The organism is Acetoanaerobium sticklandii (assembly GCF_000196455.1).
GTDB classification, from domain to species: Bacteria; Bacillota; Clostridia; order Peptostreptococcales; family Filifactoraceae; genus Acetoanaerobium; species Acetoanaerobium sticklandii.
On record NC_014614.1, the window covers coordinates 1,058,649 to 1,079,179 of the forward strand.

The following is a 20,531-nucleotide window of genomic DNA, read 5'->3' on the forward strand; positions in this document are numbered from 1 at the left end:
ATTAATGAAAATATATGCTATAGGAGATCTTCATCTCTCAAGTAATTCAAACAAGCCTATGGACATATTCGGATGGCATAATCACAAAGAAAGAATATTTGAAGATTGGAAGGCTAAGGTAAAATCTGAAGACTTGGTGCTTTTGGTAGGAGACACCTCATGGGCAATTCATTTAGATGAAGCAAAACAAGATTTGCAAGAAATTGCTGAGCTTCCAGGTACAAAAGTATTGATTAAAGGAAACCACGACTACTGGTGGGGTACTTTAAGCAAAATGAATAAATTATATGATAATATGTTTTTCCTTCATAACAACGTATATGTATTTGGAGACTACGTTATCTGCGGAACAAGAGGCTGGCTTTGTCCAAATGAAACAAAGTTTACAGAAGAAGATTTAAAGGTGTATGAAAGAGAAGCTATGAGATTTAGAAATTCTCTAGATAAAGCAAAAAGTACAGGTGTAAAAACTATTATAGCCATGCTTCATTATCCGCCTACAAATGAGCTGTTTGAGAATTCGTTGTTTACAGCTCTAATTAATGAGTATAATGTTGATAAAGTGGTCTATGGTCACCTTCATGGCAATGATTTTTTTAAAACTGGACTTCAAGGTAGAGTAAACAATGTGGAATATTCTTTGGTGTCATGTGACTACTTGGATTTTAAACTCAAGGAATTAATTTAGTCTTTATTTTGTATCACTTAGCTCTTATTTTAACTTATCTTTGATATTGGTTAGGGGGATTATGTATGGTACTAAAAGGCAAGGTTGTCATAGCTCAAGGTGGAGGACCTACAGCTGTAATTAATCAATCTTTAGTTGGTGCAGCTTTAGAGTCTAGAAAATTTCCTCAGGTTGAGAGAGTTTATGGAGCAGTTCATGGTGTTAGAGGTATAATTAATGAAGACTTTCTTGATCTTACTCAAGAAACGACTCATAATTTGGAATGCGTTGCGAATACACCATCTTCAGCGTTATTTTCTACTAGAGATAAGCCTGATGAAAAATATTGCAAGGAGATATTTGAGGTATTAAAGGCTCATGATGTGAGATATTTCTTTTATATTGGAGGAAATGATTCTGCATCAACTGTGAATATAGTTAATGAAAATGCAAAAAAATCCTCATATGAGTTTAGGGCTATACATATTCCTAAAACCATAGACAATGATCTTTTAGTAAATGATCACACTCCAGGATATGGTTCTGCTGCAAAGTTTGTTTCTCAAGCTTTCAATGGAGTTGATTTAGATAATAGAGCACTTCCAGGTGTTTATATAGGAGTAGTTATGGGAAGGGATGCAGGTTTTTTAACTGCAGCTTCCGCCATTGCTCAGAAATTTCCTGACGATGGGCCTCACCTCATATACTTGCCAGAGGTTCCATTTGACAAAGAGAAATTTTTGGGAGACGTAAGAGAAATATATAGAAAATACGGTAGATGCGTTGTTGCAGTATCAGAAGGTATAAAAAATGAAGATGGCGTTCCTGTTGCAAAAGACTTAATGAGCAAGATAGAATACGATGCTCATGGCAATATAGTCCTTTCTTCTACAGGTGCATTAGGAGAAAAGTTAGCTAGCTATGTAAAAGAAAATTTAGGAATAAGCAGAGTCAGATCAGATACTTTTGGATATTTGCAAAGGTCATTCATGGGATGTGTTTCTGAAGTGGATCAGCATGAGGCTAGAGAAGTGGGAGAAAAAGCAGCGCAGTTTGCTCTTTGGCATAATATGGATGGTTCCATTACTATACACAGAACTGGAGATTATTCTGTAGATTACAGGCTTACTAGTTTAGACAAGGTAGCCAAATATACAAAATCAATGCCGGAACATTTTATAAATAAAGAAGGAAATCATGTAACAGAGGCTTTTAAAAATTATCTAAGGCCGCTTATAGGTCAAGACCCATTTACAGCTCATATGCTTAGAGCTCCTAAAGTAGATAAAATTCTTAAAAATATATAATAGTATTATAAATTATAGAAATTATAAACTCCATCTAAGACCTTAGCTAAAAAAGCTAAATGGACTTGATGGAGTTTTTTTAAATTATTCCTTGTATAAATTTGTCAATTCTTCACTTATAATACATGAGAGTCTAGCGTTGTTTTTTAGAATTTCACCTATATACTGCATAGTTTTACCTTTTGTGTAACTGTCTATTTCTTCTATCATATATGAAGTGAAGTCTTTTCTATCTATATGTGACTGCCTTGCTTTTTCTAGTGCCATTTTCACATAGCTTTCCATAGTTTCTCTATCAATAACGCATGCAGGAGGAACAGGATTAGCAACTATTACTCCACCTTTTATTCCTAGATTCCATTTTGTATCAATCAAGCTAGCAATTTCTTTAGGGTGGTCTATTCTATACTCTACCTTGAGGCGGTCGTCCAATACATAAAAAGCTGGAAAAATATCTGTAGTATATCCTACAACAGGTACACCGTATGTTTTTAGATATTCCAAAGTCAATGGTATATCAAAAATGTAGTTTACTCCCGAACAAACTACAGCTACATTTGTAGATGAGAGTTCTTGTAAATCAGAGGATATATCAAAATTTTCAACTGCACCTCTGTGAACTCCGCCAATAGCAGCTGTTGACAGAACTCTTATTCCAGCAAGTTTGGAAATAAAAAGAGCTGCAGCTGAAGTAAGCGTCCCAGAAAGCTTTTGGGATATAAAATAGGAAATATCTCTTGTTGAGATTTTAGGTGCGTGATCCATGCTGAGAAGATATGCTATTTCAGATGAAGTAAGACCTGCGATTAGCTTTCCATCAATAATTCCTAGAGTTGCTGGGTAAGCTCCACTGCTTTTTATTATATCTTCAATCTCCATTGCTAAATTTAAGCTCTGTGGATAAGGAACTACCTTTGATATACTATTTAATTCTAAACCCACTACAGGTTTATTTGAGCGAATTATTTTTTCTAAGTTTTTTTCTATAAAAAGATATTTATTCATAAAAAAACCCCCTTAACATGTCGATTTTCATTTAAGCTAGCGGCATATTAGTTATTATACCTTTAAACTGTGAATGAAAACAAAACAAAAATGCTAAGAGGGATATTTTTTAGGCTGCTTGATTTAACCTTTTTGAATCTTGAGGATTTTTTGTTATTAGTGATATTCCTATTGCAAATATAAGTAGTCCAGCAGATATAAGATATGCAAGATTGTATGAACCTGTGCTATCGACTATGACAGCTGCCATAATAGGGCCTATAGTTCCACTTATACCCCAAGCTGTATATAAAACGCCATAATTTCCGCCGAAGTTTTTTACTCCATAAAAATCTGCAGTAAGAGATGGGAAAAGGCTGAGCAGTGAACCATAGCCTATACCTGCTAACATAGTTCCTATAGTAATTCCGATTGGGTTTACATAGCTAGCAAATAACAACATATTTATGCCTTGTATAGCAAGGACTAAAGTAAGTGTACGTATACGACCGATTTTATCTGAAATAAGACCTGCTCCTATACGACCTAGTGCATTGAATATAGCTAACAATCCAACTAAAAAGAACCCTTTATCCCATGAAGCCTGCTCCAAAGAAATGGCAGCTAGATTTCCTATTATCATCAGGCCAGCTGATGATGACAGGGCAAACATTATCCATAAAAAATAAAATTCTTTAGTTTTAATTATGCCCTTCCAATCAAAATCAGCTACTGGTTTTGATTTAGGAGCGTTTGAGTTTTTCATATTTTTTGGCTCTTCAGGGACATAACCCTCAGGAGGGTTTTTAATTAGCTGAGCTATTCCAGTTCCAACGATTAATATGAAAATACCAAGTATTAAAAAAGTTCTAGAAATACCAAATGATGAAATTAGAGCTGTGGTAATAGGAGCTATGTAAAGAGAAGCAAGACCCATACCACTTACAACTATTCCAGTAACCATACCTTTTTTTGCTGGATGAAACCATTTTAATGCTGGGGGAGTTACTGAAGCATAAGCAAAACCTATTCCACCTCCAGTTATTATTCCATATGACAATACTATTATTGCAGGATTTGTTGTAAAACTTGATAAGATAAGACCTAAAGCTGTAAATATAGTTCCAAGTATAACGATTTTCTTTGGGCCATATTTGTCTTGAAGCTTTCCTGCAACAAGAAGAGTAAGAGCCCATACTAAAATAGCAACTGTGTAAGGCAGTGAAGCTTCACTGTTTGACCAATTCAAATCAGCAACTAGTGACTTTTTAATAACGCTCCAAGAATATAAAACTCCGATAGTTAGATTTACGCCAAGGCCAGCTAATAATACTGTCCAAGCCTGTTTTGCTAAACTTTTGTTTTCCATCAAACGACCTCCATATAATATCAAAAAATAAATGTGAGTTGATTATAAACTTTAGAGTTACTCAAAGGTCAAATATTTTTTTACAAAAAAAGTATATTGAGTTTTTTTATAGCTGAATTTAAAGTATAATAATCCAAATAATAGATATAATCACAAGCAAAGGAGAGGTTTATGAAAGAAAAGTTCATGATTGGAGAATTGGCCAAACTTTTTAATATAAGCACGGATACTATTAGACATTATGACAAAAAAGGTTTATTAAAACCTCAGTGCAACAAAGATAACTCCTATAGGTATTATGATGTGAGAGATTTTTTTAAGCTTAGTAGGATACTTTTTTTTAAAAGCTTGGATATCTCTCTTGAAGATATAAAAAATTACCTCCATAATAAAAACACTGAGAATCTTCTGGTTCTTTTGAAGAAAAAAGAGAAGGAGGCCCATGCAAAGGTTCAGCACTGGAGCGCTTTAGAAAATAAGATTAAGACAAAAATACAGATAATAGAATCAGCCCAAAAAGATTTAGACATAGTGAGACTAAAGATGATGCCAGCTAGAAGTGGTATTTTTCTGAGAATAAAGCAAAAAGATGACCATTATGAAACTAAAAAAATGTTTAGTGACAACAAACAATATATAGCTATGAGTTCATGGCTTGTTGATGGGCAGATATACACTTCTCTTGAAAAAGAAGATTTGGAAAAAGGTATTTTTAATAAGTTTAGCTATTTTATTGAGCTTCCATTCGCTGAAGATATATTAAAATCCGATATAATAACTTTACCTAAAGGTGAATATGCATGCATTAGTTTCTTAGGACCATATAGAGAAATGCATAAGCATTATGAAATTTTAATTCATTGGATTTCAAACCATGGCTATAAAATTACAGGAAACTCAATAGAAAAAAACATCGTAGACTATGATTTTTCTGATTCTGAAGAAGAATACATATCTGAAATACAAATCCCTGTAATGAAAATTAAATAATGTAAAACAAAGCATTGAAAACATAAAAAATAGAAATTTTATAAAAAAATTACAAAATAAAATTATCGGAAAATAAAGAAAATTGGATAAAATTAATTATTTGAAATTTTAAAAAATATACTGGAAAACATTTGACACAATTATTATGCTAGTATTATACTAACTGTGTAGATAATAACCACCTTTGTAGTACAATAAATGTTTATTTTATTTTTATTGGGTATATAATATTAGGTGAGAGAGATTATCACCTACCTATTATTTTAAATATGGTAGCTTGGTATAACAAAATTTTCAAAGTTATGGAAAAAAATAAAATTGAGGTGACTGTAATGGAAGACAAGAAGGTTCTTAATGTTTATTCAGAAATTGGTAAACTAAAGACTGTACTGCTTCACAGACCAGGAAAAGAAATTGAGAATCTTACACCAGATCTTATGGATAGACTGTTGTTTGATGATATTCCTTACTTGGAAGTAGCCAGACAAGAGCATGATGCTTTTGCCAAAATTTTATCCGACAATGGAGTAGAGGTACTTTATTTGGAGGATTTAGCAGCAGAGGCAATCGAAGATGCTAGTGTAAAAGAAAGATTTGTAGATGAATTTATTAAAGAAGCTGGTATTCTTGGTGAGAAGAAAAAACAGCTAGTAAAAGAACTCCTATTAAATTGCAAAACAAATAGAGAATTAGTTGACAAAATGATGGAAGGAATCAGAAAATCTGAACTTCCAAATTACAATGCAACTTCTCTTGCTGACATGGTGGACTCAGGCTATCCTTTCGTCGCAGACCCTATGCCTAATCTATATTTCACGCGAGATCCTTTTGCTACTATTGGCTCTGGAATTTCGTTAAATCACATGCGCACTGTTACAAGAAACAGAGAAACTTTATTTGCAAAGTATATCTTTGAAAATCATCCACGCTTTAAAGATAGTGATGTTCCTAAATGGTTTGACAGGGATGACAACACTTCATTAGAAGGTGGAGATGAGCTTGTACTTAATAAAGAAGTACTTGCTATAGGTATTTCTGAGAGAACAGATGCTGCTTCTATCGAAAAAATGGCAAAACGTATTTTTGATAAGGATGAGAGCTTTAAAACAGTTTTAGCTTTCCATATACCTAATAAAAGGGCGTTTATGCATCTAGATACAGTTTTCACAATGATTGATTTTGACAAATTCACAATACATCCTGAAATCGAAGGACCTCTTACAGTATATGCTATCAGTAGGGGAGAAGGTAACAGTATAAAAATCCAAAAAGAAACTCAAGAGCTAGATAAGGTATTGGCAAAATATCTTGAAGTTGAAAAAGTTACTTTAATCCGTTGTGGCGGCGGAGATATGATTGATGCCGCTAGAGAGCAGTGGAATGATGGATCTAATACTCTTGCAATTGCTCCAGGTGAAGTAGTTGTTTATTCTAGAAATCACGTAACAAATAAATTGCTTGAGGAAGCTGGAGTGAAACTTCATATCATGCCATCGAGTGAGCTTTCAAGAGGTAGAGGCGGTCCACGCTGCATGTCTATGCCTTTATACAGAGAAAATCTATAATACACTTAAACTTAGGCTTGCCTATAGAATAATAATAATAATTTTTAATTTAAAAATTGGAGGGAATACAATATGCCAGTAAGTCTTAAAGGAAGAAGTTTTTTAACATTAAAGCATTTTACACCAGAAGAAATCAACTATCTTTTAGATCTATCAGCTGATTTAAAAGCGAAAAAAAGAGCAGGCATTAAAGGGAATCTACTTGAAGGTAAAAACGTAGTTTTACTATTTGAAAAAACCTCAACAAGAACTAGATGCGCATTTGAAGTTGGAGTACTTGATGAAGGTGGTCATGTTACATTCTTAGGTTCTGGCGATAGTCAAATGGGTAAAAAGGAATCAATCGAAGATACAGCTAAAGTACTTGGAAGATTTTATGATGGTATTGAGTTTAGAGGATTTAAGCAGGAGACAGTAGAAATTTTAGCAGCAAATGCAGGAGTTCCAGTGTGGAATGGTCTTACTGACCTTTATCACCCAACTCAAATTTTAGCTGACTTTTTAACTATCAAAGAGCATGTTGCTAAGCCACTTAACAAAGTTAAATTTGTTTATGCTGGAGATGCAAGAAATAACATGGGTAACTCTTTAATGATAGGTGCAGCAAAAATGGGTATGGAGTTCTGGGGTCTTGCGCCAAAAGAATTATGGCCATCAGAAGAGTTAGTTGCCGAAATGAAAGAAGTTGCTAAGGAAACTGGAGCATCTATTAACTTCAGTGAGAATGTTGATGATGTAAAAAATGCTGATGTTATTTATACTGATGTATGGGTTTCTATGGGTGAAGAGGCTATGTTTGAAGAAAGAATCAAGCAGCTTAAGCCTTACCAAGTTAACATGGATATGATTAAGAAGACAGAAAACCCAGATGTTCTATTCTTACATTGCTTACCAGCTTTCCATGATTTAAACACAACAGTAGGTAAAGATATCTATGAGAAGTTTGGACTTGAGTCTATGGAAGTTACTGATGAAGTTTTCAGAAGCAGACATTCAAAAGTATTTGATGAGGCTGAAAACAGAATGCATACTATAAAAGCTGTAATGGTTGCAACTATAGGAAACTTATAAGATTAATCGATTAAATAAAAAAACTAAAAGCAGGGGAGTTTTCCCTGCTTTTATAGACTTAAATTATGTATAAAACTAGGAGGAAAATGAATGAAAGATAAAATTGTTGTTGCACTAGGAGGAAACGCCCTTGGAAATACACCTGAGGAGCAAATTCAAGCTGTAAGACATACAGCAAAGCCAATCGTGGATTTGATAGCTGATGGTCATGAGGTTATAATAGCCCATGGCAACGGACCACAGGTAGGTATGATAAATCTTGCTATGGATGTAGCTTCAAAATCATCTGCGGCTACTCCAGAAATGCCATTTCCAGAGTGTGGAGCTATGAGCCAAGGTTATATAGGCTACCATCTTCAAAATGCGATTAGAGAAGAACTACTTGAAAGAGATATGCAAATCCCAGTAGCTACTGTAGTTACTCAAGTAATAGTAGATAAAAATGATTCAGCATTTGAAAACCCAACTAAACCTGTTGGAGCTTTTTACTCTAAAGAAGAGGCAGAAAAGCTAATGACAGAAAAGGGCTTTGTAATGAAAGAGGATGCAGGTAGAGGCTATAGAAGAGTAGTTGCTTCACCACTTCCTATAGACGTAGCTGAAAAAGAAACAATAAAGACCCTAGTTGACAACAATCAAGTAGTTATTGCTGTTGGAGGAGGAGGAATTCCTGTTTATGCTGAAGGCAATAAATTAATTGGAATTCCTGCAGTTATTGATAAGGATTTTGCTTCAGCAAAGCTTGCTGAAATTTTAGATGCAGATTATTTGATTATTCTTACAGCAGTAGAGCAAGTTGCTATTAATTTTGGAAAAGAAAACGAGCAGTGGCTTTCAACTTTAACTATAAGTGAAGCTGAGAAATATATTGAAGAAGGACATTTTGCTCCTGGCTCAATGCTTCCAAAAGTTAAGGCGGCTATATCTTTTGCTGAGTCAAAGGAAGGTAGAAAAGCTCTTATTACATCACTAGAAAAAGCATCTGCAGGGATTGCAGGACAGACAGGGACAAGAATAGTAAAATAGTATATAATGTAGTGAAAGGGAAGAGAAATCTTCCCTTTTATTTAAAATAGAGTTGTTATGATTTTAAATGATTAAAACCATAACAATTTTATTTTATAAAAATTTAAGGAGGAGCCATTTTGGATCAGGAAAGAATAATAGAAAAAATGATGGATTTTGGACTAAATAAATATGAAGCTAAGGCCTATGTAGCTCTAATTAAAAATCCTGAAGTTACTGCGTATGAACTAAGTAAAGATTCTGGCGTTCCCCAAGCTAAAATATATGAAACTATGAGTAAGCTTTTGTCAAAAAATCTAGTTAATATAATTGGAGATAACCCTACAAAATATATCCCCGTTGATTTTGATGCATTTTTAGATACGTACAAAGAAAATGTTGAGTATTCTGTAGATTATCTAAAAAAGAATATAAAAAATTTAAGCCAATCACAAAAAGTATCATATCTATGGCATTTAGAAGGAAGAGATAATATTTTCCAAAAGATAAAAAACATGATACCTAAAGCAAATTCATTTTTATATTTAGAAGCTTGGGCTGAAGAATTTGATTTTTTTGCGGATGAGCTTAAAGAAGTGGAAAGTAAAGGAATAGAAATTGTGAGCGTTATCTACGGAGATACTAAAAATGATATAGGTATTATGCATTTTCATGAGATGGAAGGGCTTGAAAAGCAAGTAGAGGAAGTTGGAAGGTGGTTTACACTTGTTGTAGATGGAGCAGAGTCTTTATTTGCTGTCTTTGTTGAAAAAGGAATAGATCAAGGAATATGGACAGAGAATAAGGCGTTTATGCTCATGGCAGAGTCGTTTATTTCACATGATATTTTTATCGCTGAAATATATAAAATGCATAAGCTAGAACTGGATAAAGAGTTTGGACCCAATATGCAACATATAAGGAAGTACGTAAAAACCAAATAATGTCGAATGTTTTTACATTATTATTGCAAAATGAGACACTATAAAATAATTATTTTATAAATCTTGTTTTATTTATTGACAACGCTTATGCACTTGGATTATAATTAAAATTTACAAATTTGACAATTACTCTCTGCTGTGCTATTATGTAAATAGTGATAATAGAGAAGAGGGTGATTTTTTGGCTACGAAACATACCTTAGAAGGAATAAGAAAGAGTATTGAAAAGCACCTGGGAAAAAAGATAATTCTAAAAGCTAACAAAGGCAGAAAAAAGATTATAGTTAGGGAAGGCATACTTGAAAATGCATATCCTAATGTTTTCGTTGTTAGGCTTGATGGAAACTACGAAACTACTACTAGAGTATCTTATAGCTATTCTGATGTACTTACATCTACAGTCAAACTCAAACTGAGTAAAAACGACTTAGCTAAACTTTCTTAGTATTACTACATAAGAAACCCCTTTTATTAAGTTAAGAGGGGTTTTTTGTATGCAGAATTATTTTCGATTATAATTACAGTTTTTATGTATTTTGCAACTTTTGTATAGTATAATGTTCTTATTGTATAAAAAATACATTATTATCAATTGTCCTTTTGGAGGAAGTATGGAAAAGTTAGTAGTAAAAGCAAATGCAAAGATAAACCTTACTTTGGATGTTATAGATAAACGCGAAGATGGCTACCATTTGTTGGATATGGTAATGCACAGCGTGGGTATATATGATGAAATAACTATAAAAAAGAATTATGAAAACAATATAAAGGTAAGCTGTGATAATAATAGCTTAGAAATAGACGAAATGAACTCTGCATTTAAGGCAGCAAAGTTAATTATGGAAGAAAAAGAATTTTCAGGAGTGGACATACATATTAATAAAACCATACCAATTGGCGCAGGAATGGCTGGGGGAAGTGCAGATGCAGCCGCTGTAATAGTTGGAATAAATGAGCTTTTTAATCTCAACATGTCACTTGAGGAAATGAAAAGTATAGCTCTTAAAATAGGAGCAGATGTACCCTTTTGTATAGAAGGAGGGTGTGTAAGAGCAACAGGAATTGGAGAAAAAATGGAAAAGCTCCCAATTATGGATTTGAATCTGCTAATTATTAAGCCAGATGAGTCTATATCTACAGCTTTTGTATATAAGAATCTAATTCTTTCAGAACTTGCAAATAGACCTGACAATAATGGCTTTATAAAGGCTATGAATAATAATTTAGATGAGATGGTAAAAACTATGGGTAATGTATTAGAAAGTGTTACAGCAAGTAAAGTTTCATTTATAAACGAAATAAAAAAAGATATGATAAATGGCAAGGCGAAAATTTCTATGATGACTGGCAGTGGAACTGCAGTATTTGGAATTTTCGAATCCATTTCAGATTTGAAAGATTGCTATGAGAGTTTAAGATTTAAATATAATGAAATTTTTGTAACTAAAACAGAGAGAGGAGGAGTTTATATTGAATCGAGGGATTAATAAGCTCAATATAAAAGATATAAAACCACTTAGAGAAATTGTATTCGAGCATCTTAGAAATGCAATTTTAGATGGAACGTTGCTACCTGGAGAGAGGTTAATGGAAGTTCAGCTAGCTGACAAGCTAGGTGTGTCTAGAACTCCTATTAGAGAAGCTATTAGAAAGCTAGAGCTAGAAGGTTTAGTAGAAATGATTCCTAGAAGAGGGGCTCAGGTTTCAGATCTTTCTGTAAAAGATGTAGCTGATGTGCTTGAAGTAAGAGAAACCTTAGAAGGCTTAGCAGCATCACTAGCTGCAGTCAATATGAGTGAAGAAGAGCTTAAGGAGCTAGAAAAAGCGTATATAGCCCTTATTAAAAGTGTAGAGGAAAAAAATATTGAAAAAATTATAAGATGGGATTCTAGATTCCATGATGTTTTGTTAAGTGCCTCTAGAAATCCAAGATTAGTAAAGGTTAATGCTGTTCTTATAGAGCAAGTTCATAGATTTAGAAAAAGCTATATTGAAGACATTACTACAGCGAAATATATAGTTCATAGCCACAAAAAAATATTAGATGCTTTAAAATCTAGGGATCCAGAGATATCTAGAGCTTGTGCTATGGAACATATAAGAGAGGTAAAGGAGTTCATACTCGATAAATACAAAAAAAAGGCTAGGTGAAAATAATGAACATTGGATTAATATTTGGTGGAAAATCTGCAGAGTATGAAGTTTCACTTCAGTCTGCAATGCATATTTACAAAAGACTTAATAAGGATGTTCATAATGTATATCTCATAGGAATGGACAGAGATGGTTTTATGCATTACTTTGATGGAAGCATCGAAGAGGTTTCAGATGGAAGCTGGTTCGATAAAAAAACTTCAGCTGAAGTGATTTTATATAGTAACAAGAAAAAACCAGGAATTTATGATAATGATAAAGTGATTGCTGAGCTTGAGCTTGTTTTTCCAGTTCTTCATGGACCATATGGTGAAGATGGAAAGCTTCAAGGTTTACTAGAGCTTTCTGGTATACCATACGTAGGATGTTCAGTCCTAGCATCTGCTAACGGAATGGATAAGGATATGGCGAAGAAAATATTCTCGTATGAAGGGATAAACCAAGTACCTCATATAACTTGCTATTCATATGAGCAAACACAAGAGATTGTTTCAAGAGCAGAAGCCAATTTAGGGTATCCTTGTTTTATTAAACCAGCCAATATGGGATCAAGTGTTGGAATATCAAAAGCTAAAGATAAACAACAGCTGGTTTTAGCTATGCAAAAAGCTTTTGAGTATGATCATAAAATAATAATTGAAAAAGGTGTTAATGCAAGAGAAATAGAAGTTGCAGTGCTAGGCAATTGCGATAATATTAGAATATCAGTTGCTGGAGAGATAATTCCTTCAGATGAGTTTTACGATTATGATGCTAAGTACAAAAGCAATGCATCTCAGCTTATCATACCAGCAGACCTTAGTTTTGAAGCTGATAGACAGATTCAAGACATGGCATATAGAGCATATAAAGGCTTAAATGCAGAGGGACTTTGCAGAATAAGATTTTTTTGTAGACAAGGATACTCAAAAGGTGTATCTTAATGAAGTTAACTCAATGCCAGGATTTACATCTATTAGCATGTATCCTAAGCTTTGGGAAAATAGTGGAGTATCTTATGAAAACTTGTTAGAAGAACTAATTGACTTAGCTATACAAAGACATAAAAGAGATTCTTCTAAAAAGAATATGTAGGTGTTAGTTGAAAGGTGATACATTTGAATAAGGCAATTATAAATATAAGAACTACTCAGTTAGACATTAATACAAAGCAAGATGAAGTTATTGAGTTAATAACAGAAGGAAAGTTTTACAAAAAAAGCGATGCTTATTATCTTGTTTATGATGAGAGCGAAATTTCTGGAATGCAAGGAACGACTACTACATTAAAAATAAAAGATAATCAAGTTGTTTTAAGAAGGCTAGGGAGTAACTCCTCAACTATGGAGTTTGAAAAGAATAAAAGACATAGGACTCAGTATAAAACACCATATGGAAGTATGACAATGGAAATGCTGACTAAAAGTGTGGATGTTTATATTAAAGAAGAGCCTCTTGAAATAGATATCACAATAGAATATGATATTTTGATAAAAAATATGTTTGAAGGAAAAAACAGTATGCACATAACTGTTAATAAATAAAAGATGAATATATTGTAAAGGATGAACTCGATGGTTATTGAAAAAATTAAGCAAACCATAGAAAGAGAAAATCTTATAGAAAATAAAGATAAAATTTTGGTAGCTCTATCTGGAGGACCAGATTCAGTATGTCTGTTGCATGCTTTAAAAAAATTGGAGACATATTATAATATAAAAATTTATGCTGCTCATTTAAACCATAAAATTAGGGGGATAGAAGCCCAAAAGGACGCACTTTATGCAGCAAAATTATGTGATGAGCTAGATGTCCCTTTTTTTGTAAAAGCTATAGATGTACCAGCCTATGCAAAAGAAAAGAAAATGACACTAGAAGAAGCTGCGAGAAAATTGAGATATGATATGCTTTTTGAAGTGAAAAATCGTATAGGAGCGAAAAAAATCGCTGTAGCTCATAATCTAGACGATCAAGCAGAAACAGTTATAATGAGGCTTATACGTGGTACAGGAATCACAGGTCTTAAGGGCATGGATTATAAAAGGGGAGACGGAGTTATTAGGCCTCTTATGGATATTTCAAAAGCTAACATTGTAAGTTATTGCGATGAAAACAAACTGAACCCTAGAATAGATTACACAAATTTAGAAACAGAATATACAAGAAATAAGATTCGACTAAAATTACTTCCTTTTATAGAGCAAGAATTTTCTGCTAATATAAAGGATACAATTTCAAGAATGGCAAATATATTAAGAGAAGATAGCGATTATCTAGAAGCTGAAGCTCAAAGAATTTTCGAAGAGCAGGTACTGGAAAATACAAATGAAATCATTAAACTTGATATAGAAGAGCTGAAAAGTACTCATTCTTCTTTGGTAAAAAGACTTATTAGGATGGCTATTAAAACTTTAGCTGGGACACTTGAAGGAATTGATAATGTACATATAGAGGATATATTAGCTCTTATAAAAAATTCTAAGAATCAGCTTAAGCTTAATCTTCCTAAAGGATTGATGATATATAAAACAACAGATGGTTTAATTTTTACTTTTGAAGAAATATCTTTTGAAAATGTAAATTACAACTATATTTTGAAACCAGATGGGTATATACAAATAGATGAAATCGGTATGCGCATTGAATCTAAAATCATGTCAAAAGAAAGATGCATTGCACTTCCGACAGGTCAGTATACCAAAGCTTTTGATTATGATAAAATCAAAGGTGATTTAATTGTCAGATCACGATTAGATGGTGACAGAATGAAACCTATGGGGTTAGGAGGGACGAAAAAGCTTAAAGACATTTTTATTGATTTAAAAATCCCAAGAGAAAAAAGAAACAGTATTGCTGTACTTTCAGATGACAAAGGAATCTTGTGGCTTATGGGACATAAGATTAGCGAGGATTATAAAATTGATGAAAATACTAAAAGGGTCATTAGAATAACTTGTAAAACTTTATAAAAAAAATGTTGTATGATATACTTTGATATATCTTAAATCGAAATAGTTAGAGAGGAGGGCTTCTTTTTGAAAAAATTTTTCAGAGGAGCAGGCTTTTATCTACTTATATTTTTAATTATCATCTCGGTTGTTCAGCTTTTTGGGAACCAGACTCAGGAGATTAGGGATATACCGTTTTCAGAGTTTTACCAAAATCTTAAAGCAGAAGATGTTAAAGAGGTAAAATTTGTAGATAGAAGAATTACAGGAACTTTAAAGAGTACAAATGAAACATTTACGTCGTATTTACCTTATTCAATCAATGAGGAGAGCTTGTCTTCGGAAATATTAAAACAAGCACAAGAGAAAAAGCTAGTAGTTACAGGAGAGCCTGTACCAGCTACACCTTGGCTTATTGAAATACTGCCTTCACTATTTATGATATTGATTTTTGTAGTGATTTGGTTCGTGTTTATGCAGCAGTCTCAAGGTGGCGGTAGCAAGGTTATGAATTTTGGAAAGTCCAAAGCAAAAATGCATAAAGGTGATGAAAAAGTTAAAGTAACTTTTAAGGAAGTCGCTGGACTAGACGAAGAAAAAGAGGAGCTTGAGGAAATCGTAGATTTCTTAAAAAATCCTAAAAAATATATTGAGTTAGGAGCTAGAATACCAAAAGGTATATTAATGGTAGGCCCTCCTGGAACAGGTAAAACATATCTTTCTAAGGCAGTTGCTGGAGAAGCTAAAGTGCCATTTTTCTCTATAAGTGGTTCTGACTTTGTTGAGATGTTTGTCGGAGTCGGAGCATCTAGAGTGAGAGATTTGTTTGAACAAGCCAAAAAATCAGCTCCATGTATCATTTTCATAGACGAGATTGATGCAGTAGGAAGAAAAAGAGGAGCAGGTCTTGGAGGCGGACATGATGAAAGAGAACAAACACTTAATCAGCTTTTAGTTGAAATGGATGGCTTTGGAGTAAATGAAGGAGTTATTATCATGGCTGCTACAAACAGACCTGATATTTTGGATCCTGCTTTACTTAGACCAGGTCGTTTCGATAGACAGGTGCTAGTTGGTTCGCCAGACGCAAAAGGCAGAGAAGAGATTCTAAAAGTTCATGCAAGAAATAAGCCTCTGGCTGAAGATGTAAATTTAAAGGTTCTTGCAAGAAGAACACCAGGATTTACGCCAGCCGATATAGAAAATCTTATGAACGAAGCGGCACTTCTTACAGCAAGACTAAATGAGAAAACAATAAAAATGGATACAATAGAAGAAGCAATTACTAAGGTTATAGCTGGTATTCCGAAAAAGTCAAAAGTAATAAGTGAAAAAGAAAGAAAGCTTACAGCATATCATGAAGCAGGTCATGCTGTTGTGGCATCACTATTACCTCATACAGACCCTGTTCATCAGGTTACTATTATTCCAAGAGGTAGAGCTGGAGGATTCACAATGATTCTCCCTACTGAAGATAAATACTATGCTACAAAAACTGAAATGGAAGAGCAATTAGTGCATCTATTAGGTGGTAGAGTAGCTGAAAGATTAGTTTTAGATGATATATCAACTGGAGCTCAAAATGACTTGGAAAGAGTATCTGCAATTGCTCGTGCTATGGTTACAAAATATGCAATGAGTGAAAAGCTTGGTTCTATGGCATTTGGAGATTCTTCGGATGAAGTTTTCCTAGGAAGAGACTTTACTACTAGAAGAAATTATTCTGAAGAGGTAGCTTCAGAAATTGATAGAGAAATAAGAAGGATAGTAGATGAAGCATATCATATGACAGAAAAGCTTCTTAGTGATAATATAGAGAAGCTTCATGGTGTTGCAAAAGCATTGTTAAAATACGAAACTCTTGATGCTGCTCAATTCCAAAAAGCTTTTGCTGGTGAGCTTGATTTGACAGATGATGATCTAGAGTCAAGTGATGAAGCTAAGTCAGAAACTAAAGAAGAAATAGGTCAGTTTATTGATGAAACTATCAGCAGTGAAACTGTTTCTGATACTCCTTCTGAAATTAAACTTGATGATGAAAGTGAAAAAGAAGTTTAGTAAAAAAGTTAGATTTAGATATTAAATAAGCTTAAAGCGCCTATCTGCTATTTTAAAATTAGCAATATGGCGCTTTTTTCATTGTGCATGATTAAAATTGTAATTCTGCAAAAAATACAATTTAACAATTAGCTTATAGCTGAAAAATAGAGGTTTTATAAGTCTTTATGATTAACTAGTGAATACAAAAATGCATTTTATGGCATGAAATAATTCTTAGTCAAGAAATCATGAAATTTTTTCACTCAATTGCATGAAAATTACTCTGATTTATAAAGACAAATTACAAAAAGTGTGTTAATCTTGTAGTTGGTTCCCAAACAAACATAACTATCTAGGGAGGAAGTAAAAATGTTTAATAAGAATGATGTTTCAAAAATCAGAGAGACTGTAGAATCCTGGGAAGCTACAAAAGTAAAAAAGGCTCTGGAAAAATTCCCAGAAAGAAAAGAGACTTTTAAAAACTCATCGGAGATTGAAGTTAAAAGACTTTATACTCCAGCTGATATCGAAGAACTTGATTATGAAAGAGATTTGGGAATACCTGCTCAGTATCCATTCACTAGAGGCGTGCAAGACACCATGTACAGAGGTAGATTCTGGACTATGAGAATGTATGCAGGATTTGCTACAGCAGAGGAATCAAATAAAAGATACAAGTACCTTATTGAGCAAGGCTCTATGGGATTATCGGTTGCTTTTGACCTACCTACTCAAATGGGATATGATTCAAGTGATGAAATATCTAAAGGTGAAGTCGGTAAAGTTGGAGTAGCTATAGACTCTTTAGCAGATATGGAAATTCTATTTGATGGAATTCCTTTAGATAAGGTTTCGACTTCTATGACAATTAATGCTCCAGCGGCAGTATTACTTGCAATGTATATTGCAGTGGCTGAAAAACAAGGAGTTACTTCAGATAAATTACGTGGTACTATTCAAAATGACATACTAAAAGAGTACGTTGCAAGAGGTACATATATTTTCCCTGTAAAACCGTCTATGAGACTTATCACTAATATATTCGAATACTGTTCTAAAGAAGTTCCTCTTTGGAATACTATCAGTATATCAGGATATCATATCAGAGAAGCAGGCTCTACTGCTGCTCAAGAAATTGCATTTACACTTTCAAATGGTATAGCTTATGTTCAGGCCGCTATAGATGCAGGTCTTGATGTAGACAGCTTTGCTCCAAGACTTTCATTCTTCTTTAATGCTCATAATGATTTATTTGAAGAAGTTGCTAAGTATAGAGCAGCTAGAAGAATCTGGGCTAAAGTTATGAAAAATAGATTTAATGCAACTAATCCTAAATCAATGATGTTAAAATTCCACACTCAAACTGGTGGATCAACTCTTACAGCTCAGCAACCAGAAAACAATATCGTAAGAGTTGCAATCCAGACTTTAGCTGCTGTACTTGGTGGAACTCAGTCTCTACACACAAACTCAAAGGATGAAGCATTAGCGCTTCCTACTGAAGCATCAGTTAGAACTGCTCTTAGAACTCAACAAATTGTTGCTCATGAAAGCGGAGCGGCTGATACTATAGATCCACTTGCAGGTTCATATTATGTAGAATCGCTTACAAATCAATTAGAAGATGAAGCTATGGAGCTAATTAACAAGATTGACGATTTAGGTGGTTCTCCATCTGCAATTGAAAAAGGATATATGCAACAAGAAATTATGGATGCATCATATACTTACCAAAAAGAAATTGAATCGGGCAAAAGAATTATAGTAGGAATGAACAAATTCCAAGTTGAAGAGCCAAAACCAACAGGATTACTTAGAGTTGATCCTATAGTAGGAGAACTACAAGAAAATAAAATTGCTGACCTTAAGCAAAAAAGAGATTCTCAAAAAGTAGAGCAGGCTTTAGCTTCACTTAAAAATGCATGTAGTACGGATGAGAACTTAATGCCATATATACTAGATGCTGTAAAAGCTTATGCAACTTTAGGCGAAATCTCCAACGTTATGAGAGATGTGTTTGGAGAATACAAGCAATCTGTAATACTTTAATTATAATATTTATATAGATTTGGGGAGGAAACCAAAATGGATAGACCTATTCGTGTTTTAGTTGCTAAGCCAGGGCTAGATGGCCATGACAGAGGCGCAAAAATTATAGCTAGAGCTCTTAGAGATGCAGGTATGGAAGTTATATATACAGGACTTAGACAAACTCCAGACCAAATAGTTCAAGCAGCTATACAAGAAGATGTGGATGTAGTAGCAATGAGTATCTTATCAGGAGCTCACAGTCACCTTCTTCCAAAAGTAGTAGAGTTATTGAAAGTTGAAAATGTTTTTGATGAAATTCTTGTCATAGGTGGAGGAGTTATTCCAGATGACGATATCCCTGAACTTAAGGAAAAGGGAATTTCTGAGGTATTTACTCCAGGTACACCTACACAAATTACAATAGACTTTATAAAAGAGAATATTAAGAAAAAAGCTTAAAAATTTATATTAAGGCAGGTAAAATCAATGGAACTTTTGGAAAGGCTGTTAAAAGGAGAAAAAACTGCATGCGCTAGACTTATTAGCATAGTTGAAAACGAATCACCTGGATATGTAGAGCTATTAAAAGAGCTTCATAAACATACCAAAGGAGCTTATGTAATAGGTATAACTGGACCTCCAGGAGCGGGTAAATCAACTTTGACTGATAAGCTAATTAAAAAGCTCAGAGAAAAGGGCAAAAAAGTTGGTGTAATTGCTATAGATCCTACTAGTCCCTTTACAAAAGGTGCGATTCTAGGCGATAGAATTCGAATGGTTGATTTATCTGTAGATAAAGACGTGTTTATCAGATCGATGGGCACTAGAGGGCATTTGGGTGGTCTATCAAGGGCCACTCAAGGTGCCATAAAAATATTAGATGTATATGGCTGTGATTATATTATTGTTGAAACTGTTGGAGTAGGACAATCTGAGGTTGATATAGTAAAGACTGCGGATACAGTTGTTATGGTAATGGTTCCAGGGTTAGGCGATGACATCCAAGCTATAAAAGCTGGAGTAATGGAAATCGGCGATGTATTTGTAGTGAATAAATCCGATAAAGACGGAGCTAAGAAAACCTTTAGAGAAGTTGAAATCATGCTTGATTTTAAAAAAGATTGGAAATTTAGACCTCCTGTTTCAATGGCTATAGGAGAAACTGGCGAAGGTATAGCTGAATTATTTGATAATATTGAGCTTCATAGATCATACCTTGAAACAAGTGAAGAAATCATTTCGAAAAAAATAAATAGGAATAAAGCTGAAATAAAGGAAATAGTACACGATAATATAGAAAAGAAAATTTCCTTGCTGATATCAGAGGACAGTATGTCCAAAATTTTAATGGATACGGTGAATAATGAAATAGATCCATATTCAGTGGCTGAGAAAATCTTATCAAAGATTTTGTTGTAATATAGAATATTTTGATATTTATATAATTAACTATTTATTCAATAAAACTAGGAGGCTG

The 20,531-nt window shown here is 33.6% G+C and carries 20 protein-coding genes; 18 read left to right on the forward strand and 2 right to left on the reverse strand.

Annotation, left to right across the window (positions count from 1 at the left end; all coding sequences use genetic code 11):
* Positions 1-4 precede the first annotated feature (4 nt).
* A complete protein-coding gene (locus tag CLOST_RS04830) occupies positions 5-688 on the forward strand; it encodes a metallophosphoesterase (protein ID WP_013361139.1) in 684 nt (227 codons plus the stop codon).
* Positions 689-753: 65 nt separating this feature from the next.
* Positions 754-1,974 carry a 6-phosphofructokinase gene (locus CLOST_RS04835; protein WP_013361140.1) on the forward strand — a complete coding sequence of 407 codons (1,221 nt, stop codon included), beginning with the start codon at positions 754-756 and terminating at the stop codon, positions 1,972-1,974.
* A gap of 84 nt (positions 1,975-2,058) precedes the next feature.
* On the opposite strand, the gene CLOST_RS04840 is transcribed toward CLOST_RS04835, so the two are convergent.
* Positions 2,059-2,979, reverse strand: coding sequence for a pseudouridine-5'-phosphate glycosidase (locus CLOST_RS04840; protein WP_013361141.1), 921 nt, complete (start codon positions 2,977-2,979; stop codon positions 2,059-2,061).
* 109 nt (positions 2,980-3,088) lie between these two features.
* Positions 3,089-4,327, reverse strand: a complete 1,239-nt coding sequence (locus CLOST_RS04845) for an L-lactate MFS transporter (protein ID WP_013361142.1) — start codon at positions 4,325-4,327, stop codon at positions 3,089-3,091.
* Positions 4,328-4,498: 171 nt separating this feature from the next.
* On the opposite strand from CLOST_RS04845, the gene CLOST_RS04850 reads away from it, so the two are divergent.
* From CLOST_RS04850 to meaB, 16 genes are all read left to right on the forward strand, one after another.
* The gene (locus CLOST_RS04850) at positions 4,499-5,317 is read left to right on the forward strand and encodes a MerR family transcriptional regulator (RefSeq protein ID WP_013361143.1); all 819 of its coding nucleotides are present in this window, start codon (positions 4,499-4,501) and stop codon (positions 5,315-5,317) included.
* Between the two features lie 302 nt (positions 5,318-5,619).
* Positions 5,620-6,882: an arginine deiminase gene (gene arcA / locus CLOST_RS04855; RefSeq protein WP_330360764.1), complete on the forward strand. Its 1,263-nt coding sequence runs from the start codon at positions 5,620-5,622 to the stop codon at positions 6,880-6,882.
* A 72-nt stretch (positions 6,883-6,954) separates the two neighbouring features.
* A complete protein-coding gene (gene argF, locus CLOST_RS04860) occupies positions 6,955-7,953 on the forward strand; it encodes an ornithine carbamoyltransferase (protein ID WP_013361145.1) in 999 nt (332 codons plus the stop codon).
* A gap of 90 nt (positions 7,954-8,043) precedes the next feature.
* A complete protein-coding gene (arcC, locus tag CLOST_RS04865) occupies positions 8,044-8,979 on the forward strand; it encodes a carbamate kinase (protein ID WP_013361146.1) in 936 nt (311 codons plus the stop codon).
* Positions 8,980-9,098: 119 nt separating this feature from the next.
* Positions 9,099-9,902, forward strand: a complete 804-nt coding sequence (locus tag CLOST_RS04870) for a TrmB family transcriptional regulator (protein WP_013361147.1) — start codon at positions 9,099-9,101, stop codon at positions 9,900-9,902.
* A 181-nt stretch (positions 9,903-10,083) separates the two neighbouring features.
* Complete coding sequence (locus CLOST_RS04875) at positions 10,084-10,347, forward strand: Veg family protein (protein WP_013361148.1); 264 nt, start codon at positions 10,084-10,086, stop codon at positions 10,345-10,347.
* A gap of 166 nt (positions 10,348-10,513) precedes the next feature.
* Positions 10,514-11,389: a 4-(cytidine 5'-diphospho)-2-C-methyl-D-erythritol kinase gene (ispE, locus tag CLOST_RS04880; RefSeq protein WP_049779754.1), complete on the forward strand. Its 876-nt coding sequence runs from the start codon at positions 10,514-10,516 to the stop codon at positions 11,387-11,389.
* The gene (locus CLOST_RS04885) at positions 11,373-12,053 is read left to right on the forward strand and encodes a GntR family transcriptional regulator (RefSeq protein ID WP_013361150.1); all 681 of its coding nucleotides are present in this window, start codon (positions 11,373-11,375) and stop codon (positions 12,051-12,053) included. The genes ispE and CLOST_RS04885 overlap by 17 nt, the downstream gene beginning before the upstream one ends.
* A 5-nt stretch (positions 12,054-12,058) precedes the next feature.
* Positions 12,059-12,979, forward strand: coding sequence for a D-alanine--D-alanine ligase family protein (locus tag CLOST_RS04890; protein WP_013361151.1), 921 nt, complete (start codon positions 12,059-12,061; stop codon positions 12,977-12,979).
* Entirely contained in the window at positions 12,969-13,130 is a 162-nt protein-coding gene (locus CLOST_RS14155; RefSeq protein ID WP_259369989.1) for a hypothetical protein, read from the forward strand. Before CLOST_RS04890 ends, CLOST_RS14155 begins: the two co-directional genes overlap by 11 nt.
* A 14-nt stretch (positions 13,131-13,144) precedes the next feature.
* Positions 13,145-13,579 carry a YwiB family protein gene (locus CLOST_RS04895; RefSeq protein WP_422665477.1) on the forward strand — a complete coding sequence of 145 codons (435 nt, stop codon included), beginning with the start codon at positions 13,145-13,147 and terminating at the stop codon, positions 13,577-13,579.
* Positions 13,580-13,609: 30 nt separating this feature from the next.
* Positions 13,610-15,004 carry a tRNA lysidine(34) synthetase TilS gene (gene tilS / locus CLOST_RS04900; RefSeq protein WP_013361154.1) on the forward strand — a complete coding sequence of 465 codons (1,395 nt, stop codon included), beginning with the start codon at positions 13,610-13,612 and terminating at the stop codon, positions 15,002-15,004.
* Positions 15,005-15,070: 66 nt separating this feature from the next.
* Entirely contained in the window at positions 15,071-17,041 is a 1,971-nt protein-coding gene (gene ftsH / locus CLOST_RS04905) for an ATP-dependent zinc metalloprotease FtsH (protein ID WP_013361155.1), read from the forward strand.
* 351 nt (positions 17,042-17,392) lie between these two features.
* Positions 17,393-19,072, forward strand: a complete 1,680-nt coding sequence (locus CLOST_RS04910; RefSeq protein ID WP_013361156.1) for an acyl-CoA mutase large subunit family protein — start codon at positions 17,393-17,395, stop codon at positions 19,070-19,072.
* 36 nt (positions 19,073-19,108) lie between these two features.
* Positions 19,109-19,513: a cobalamin B12-binding domain-containing protein gene (locus CLOST_RS04915; protein WP_013361157.1), complete on the forward strand. Its 405-nt coding sequence runs from the start codon at positions 19,109-19,111 to the stop codon at positions 19,511-19,513.
* Between the two features lie 27 nt (positions 19,514-19,540).
* Positions 19,541-20,473 (forward strand): methylmalonyl Co-A mutase-associated GTPase MeaB, encoded by a 933-nt coding sequence (gene meaB, locus CLOST_RS04920; protein ID WP_013361158.1) that lies wholly within the window; start codon positions 19,541-19,543, stop codon positions 20,471-20,473.
* Positions 20,474-20,531: the final 58 nt, after the last annotated feature.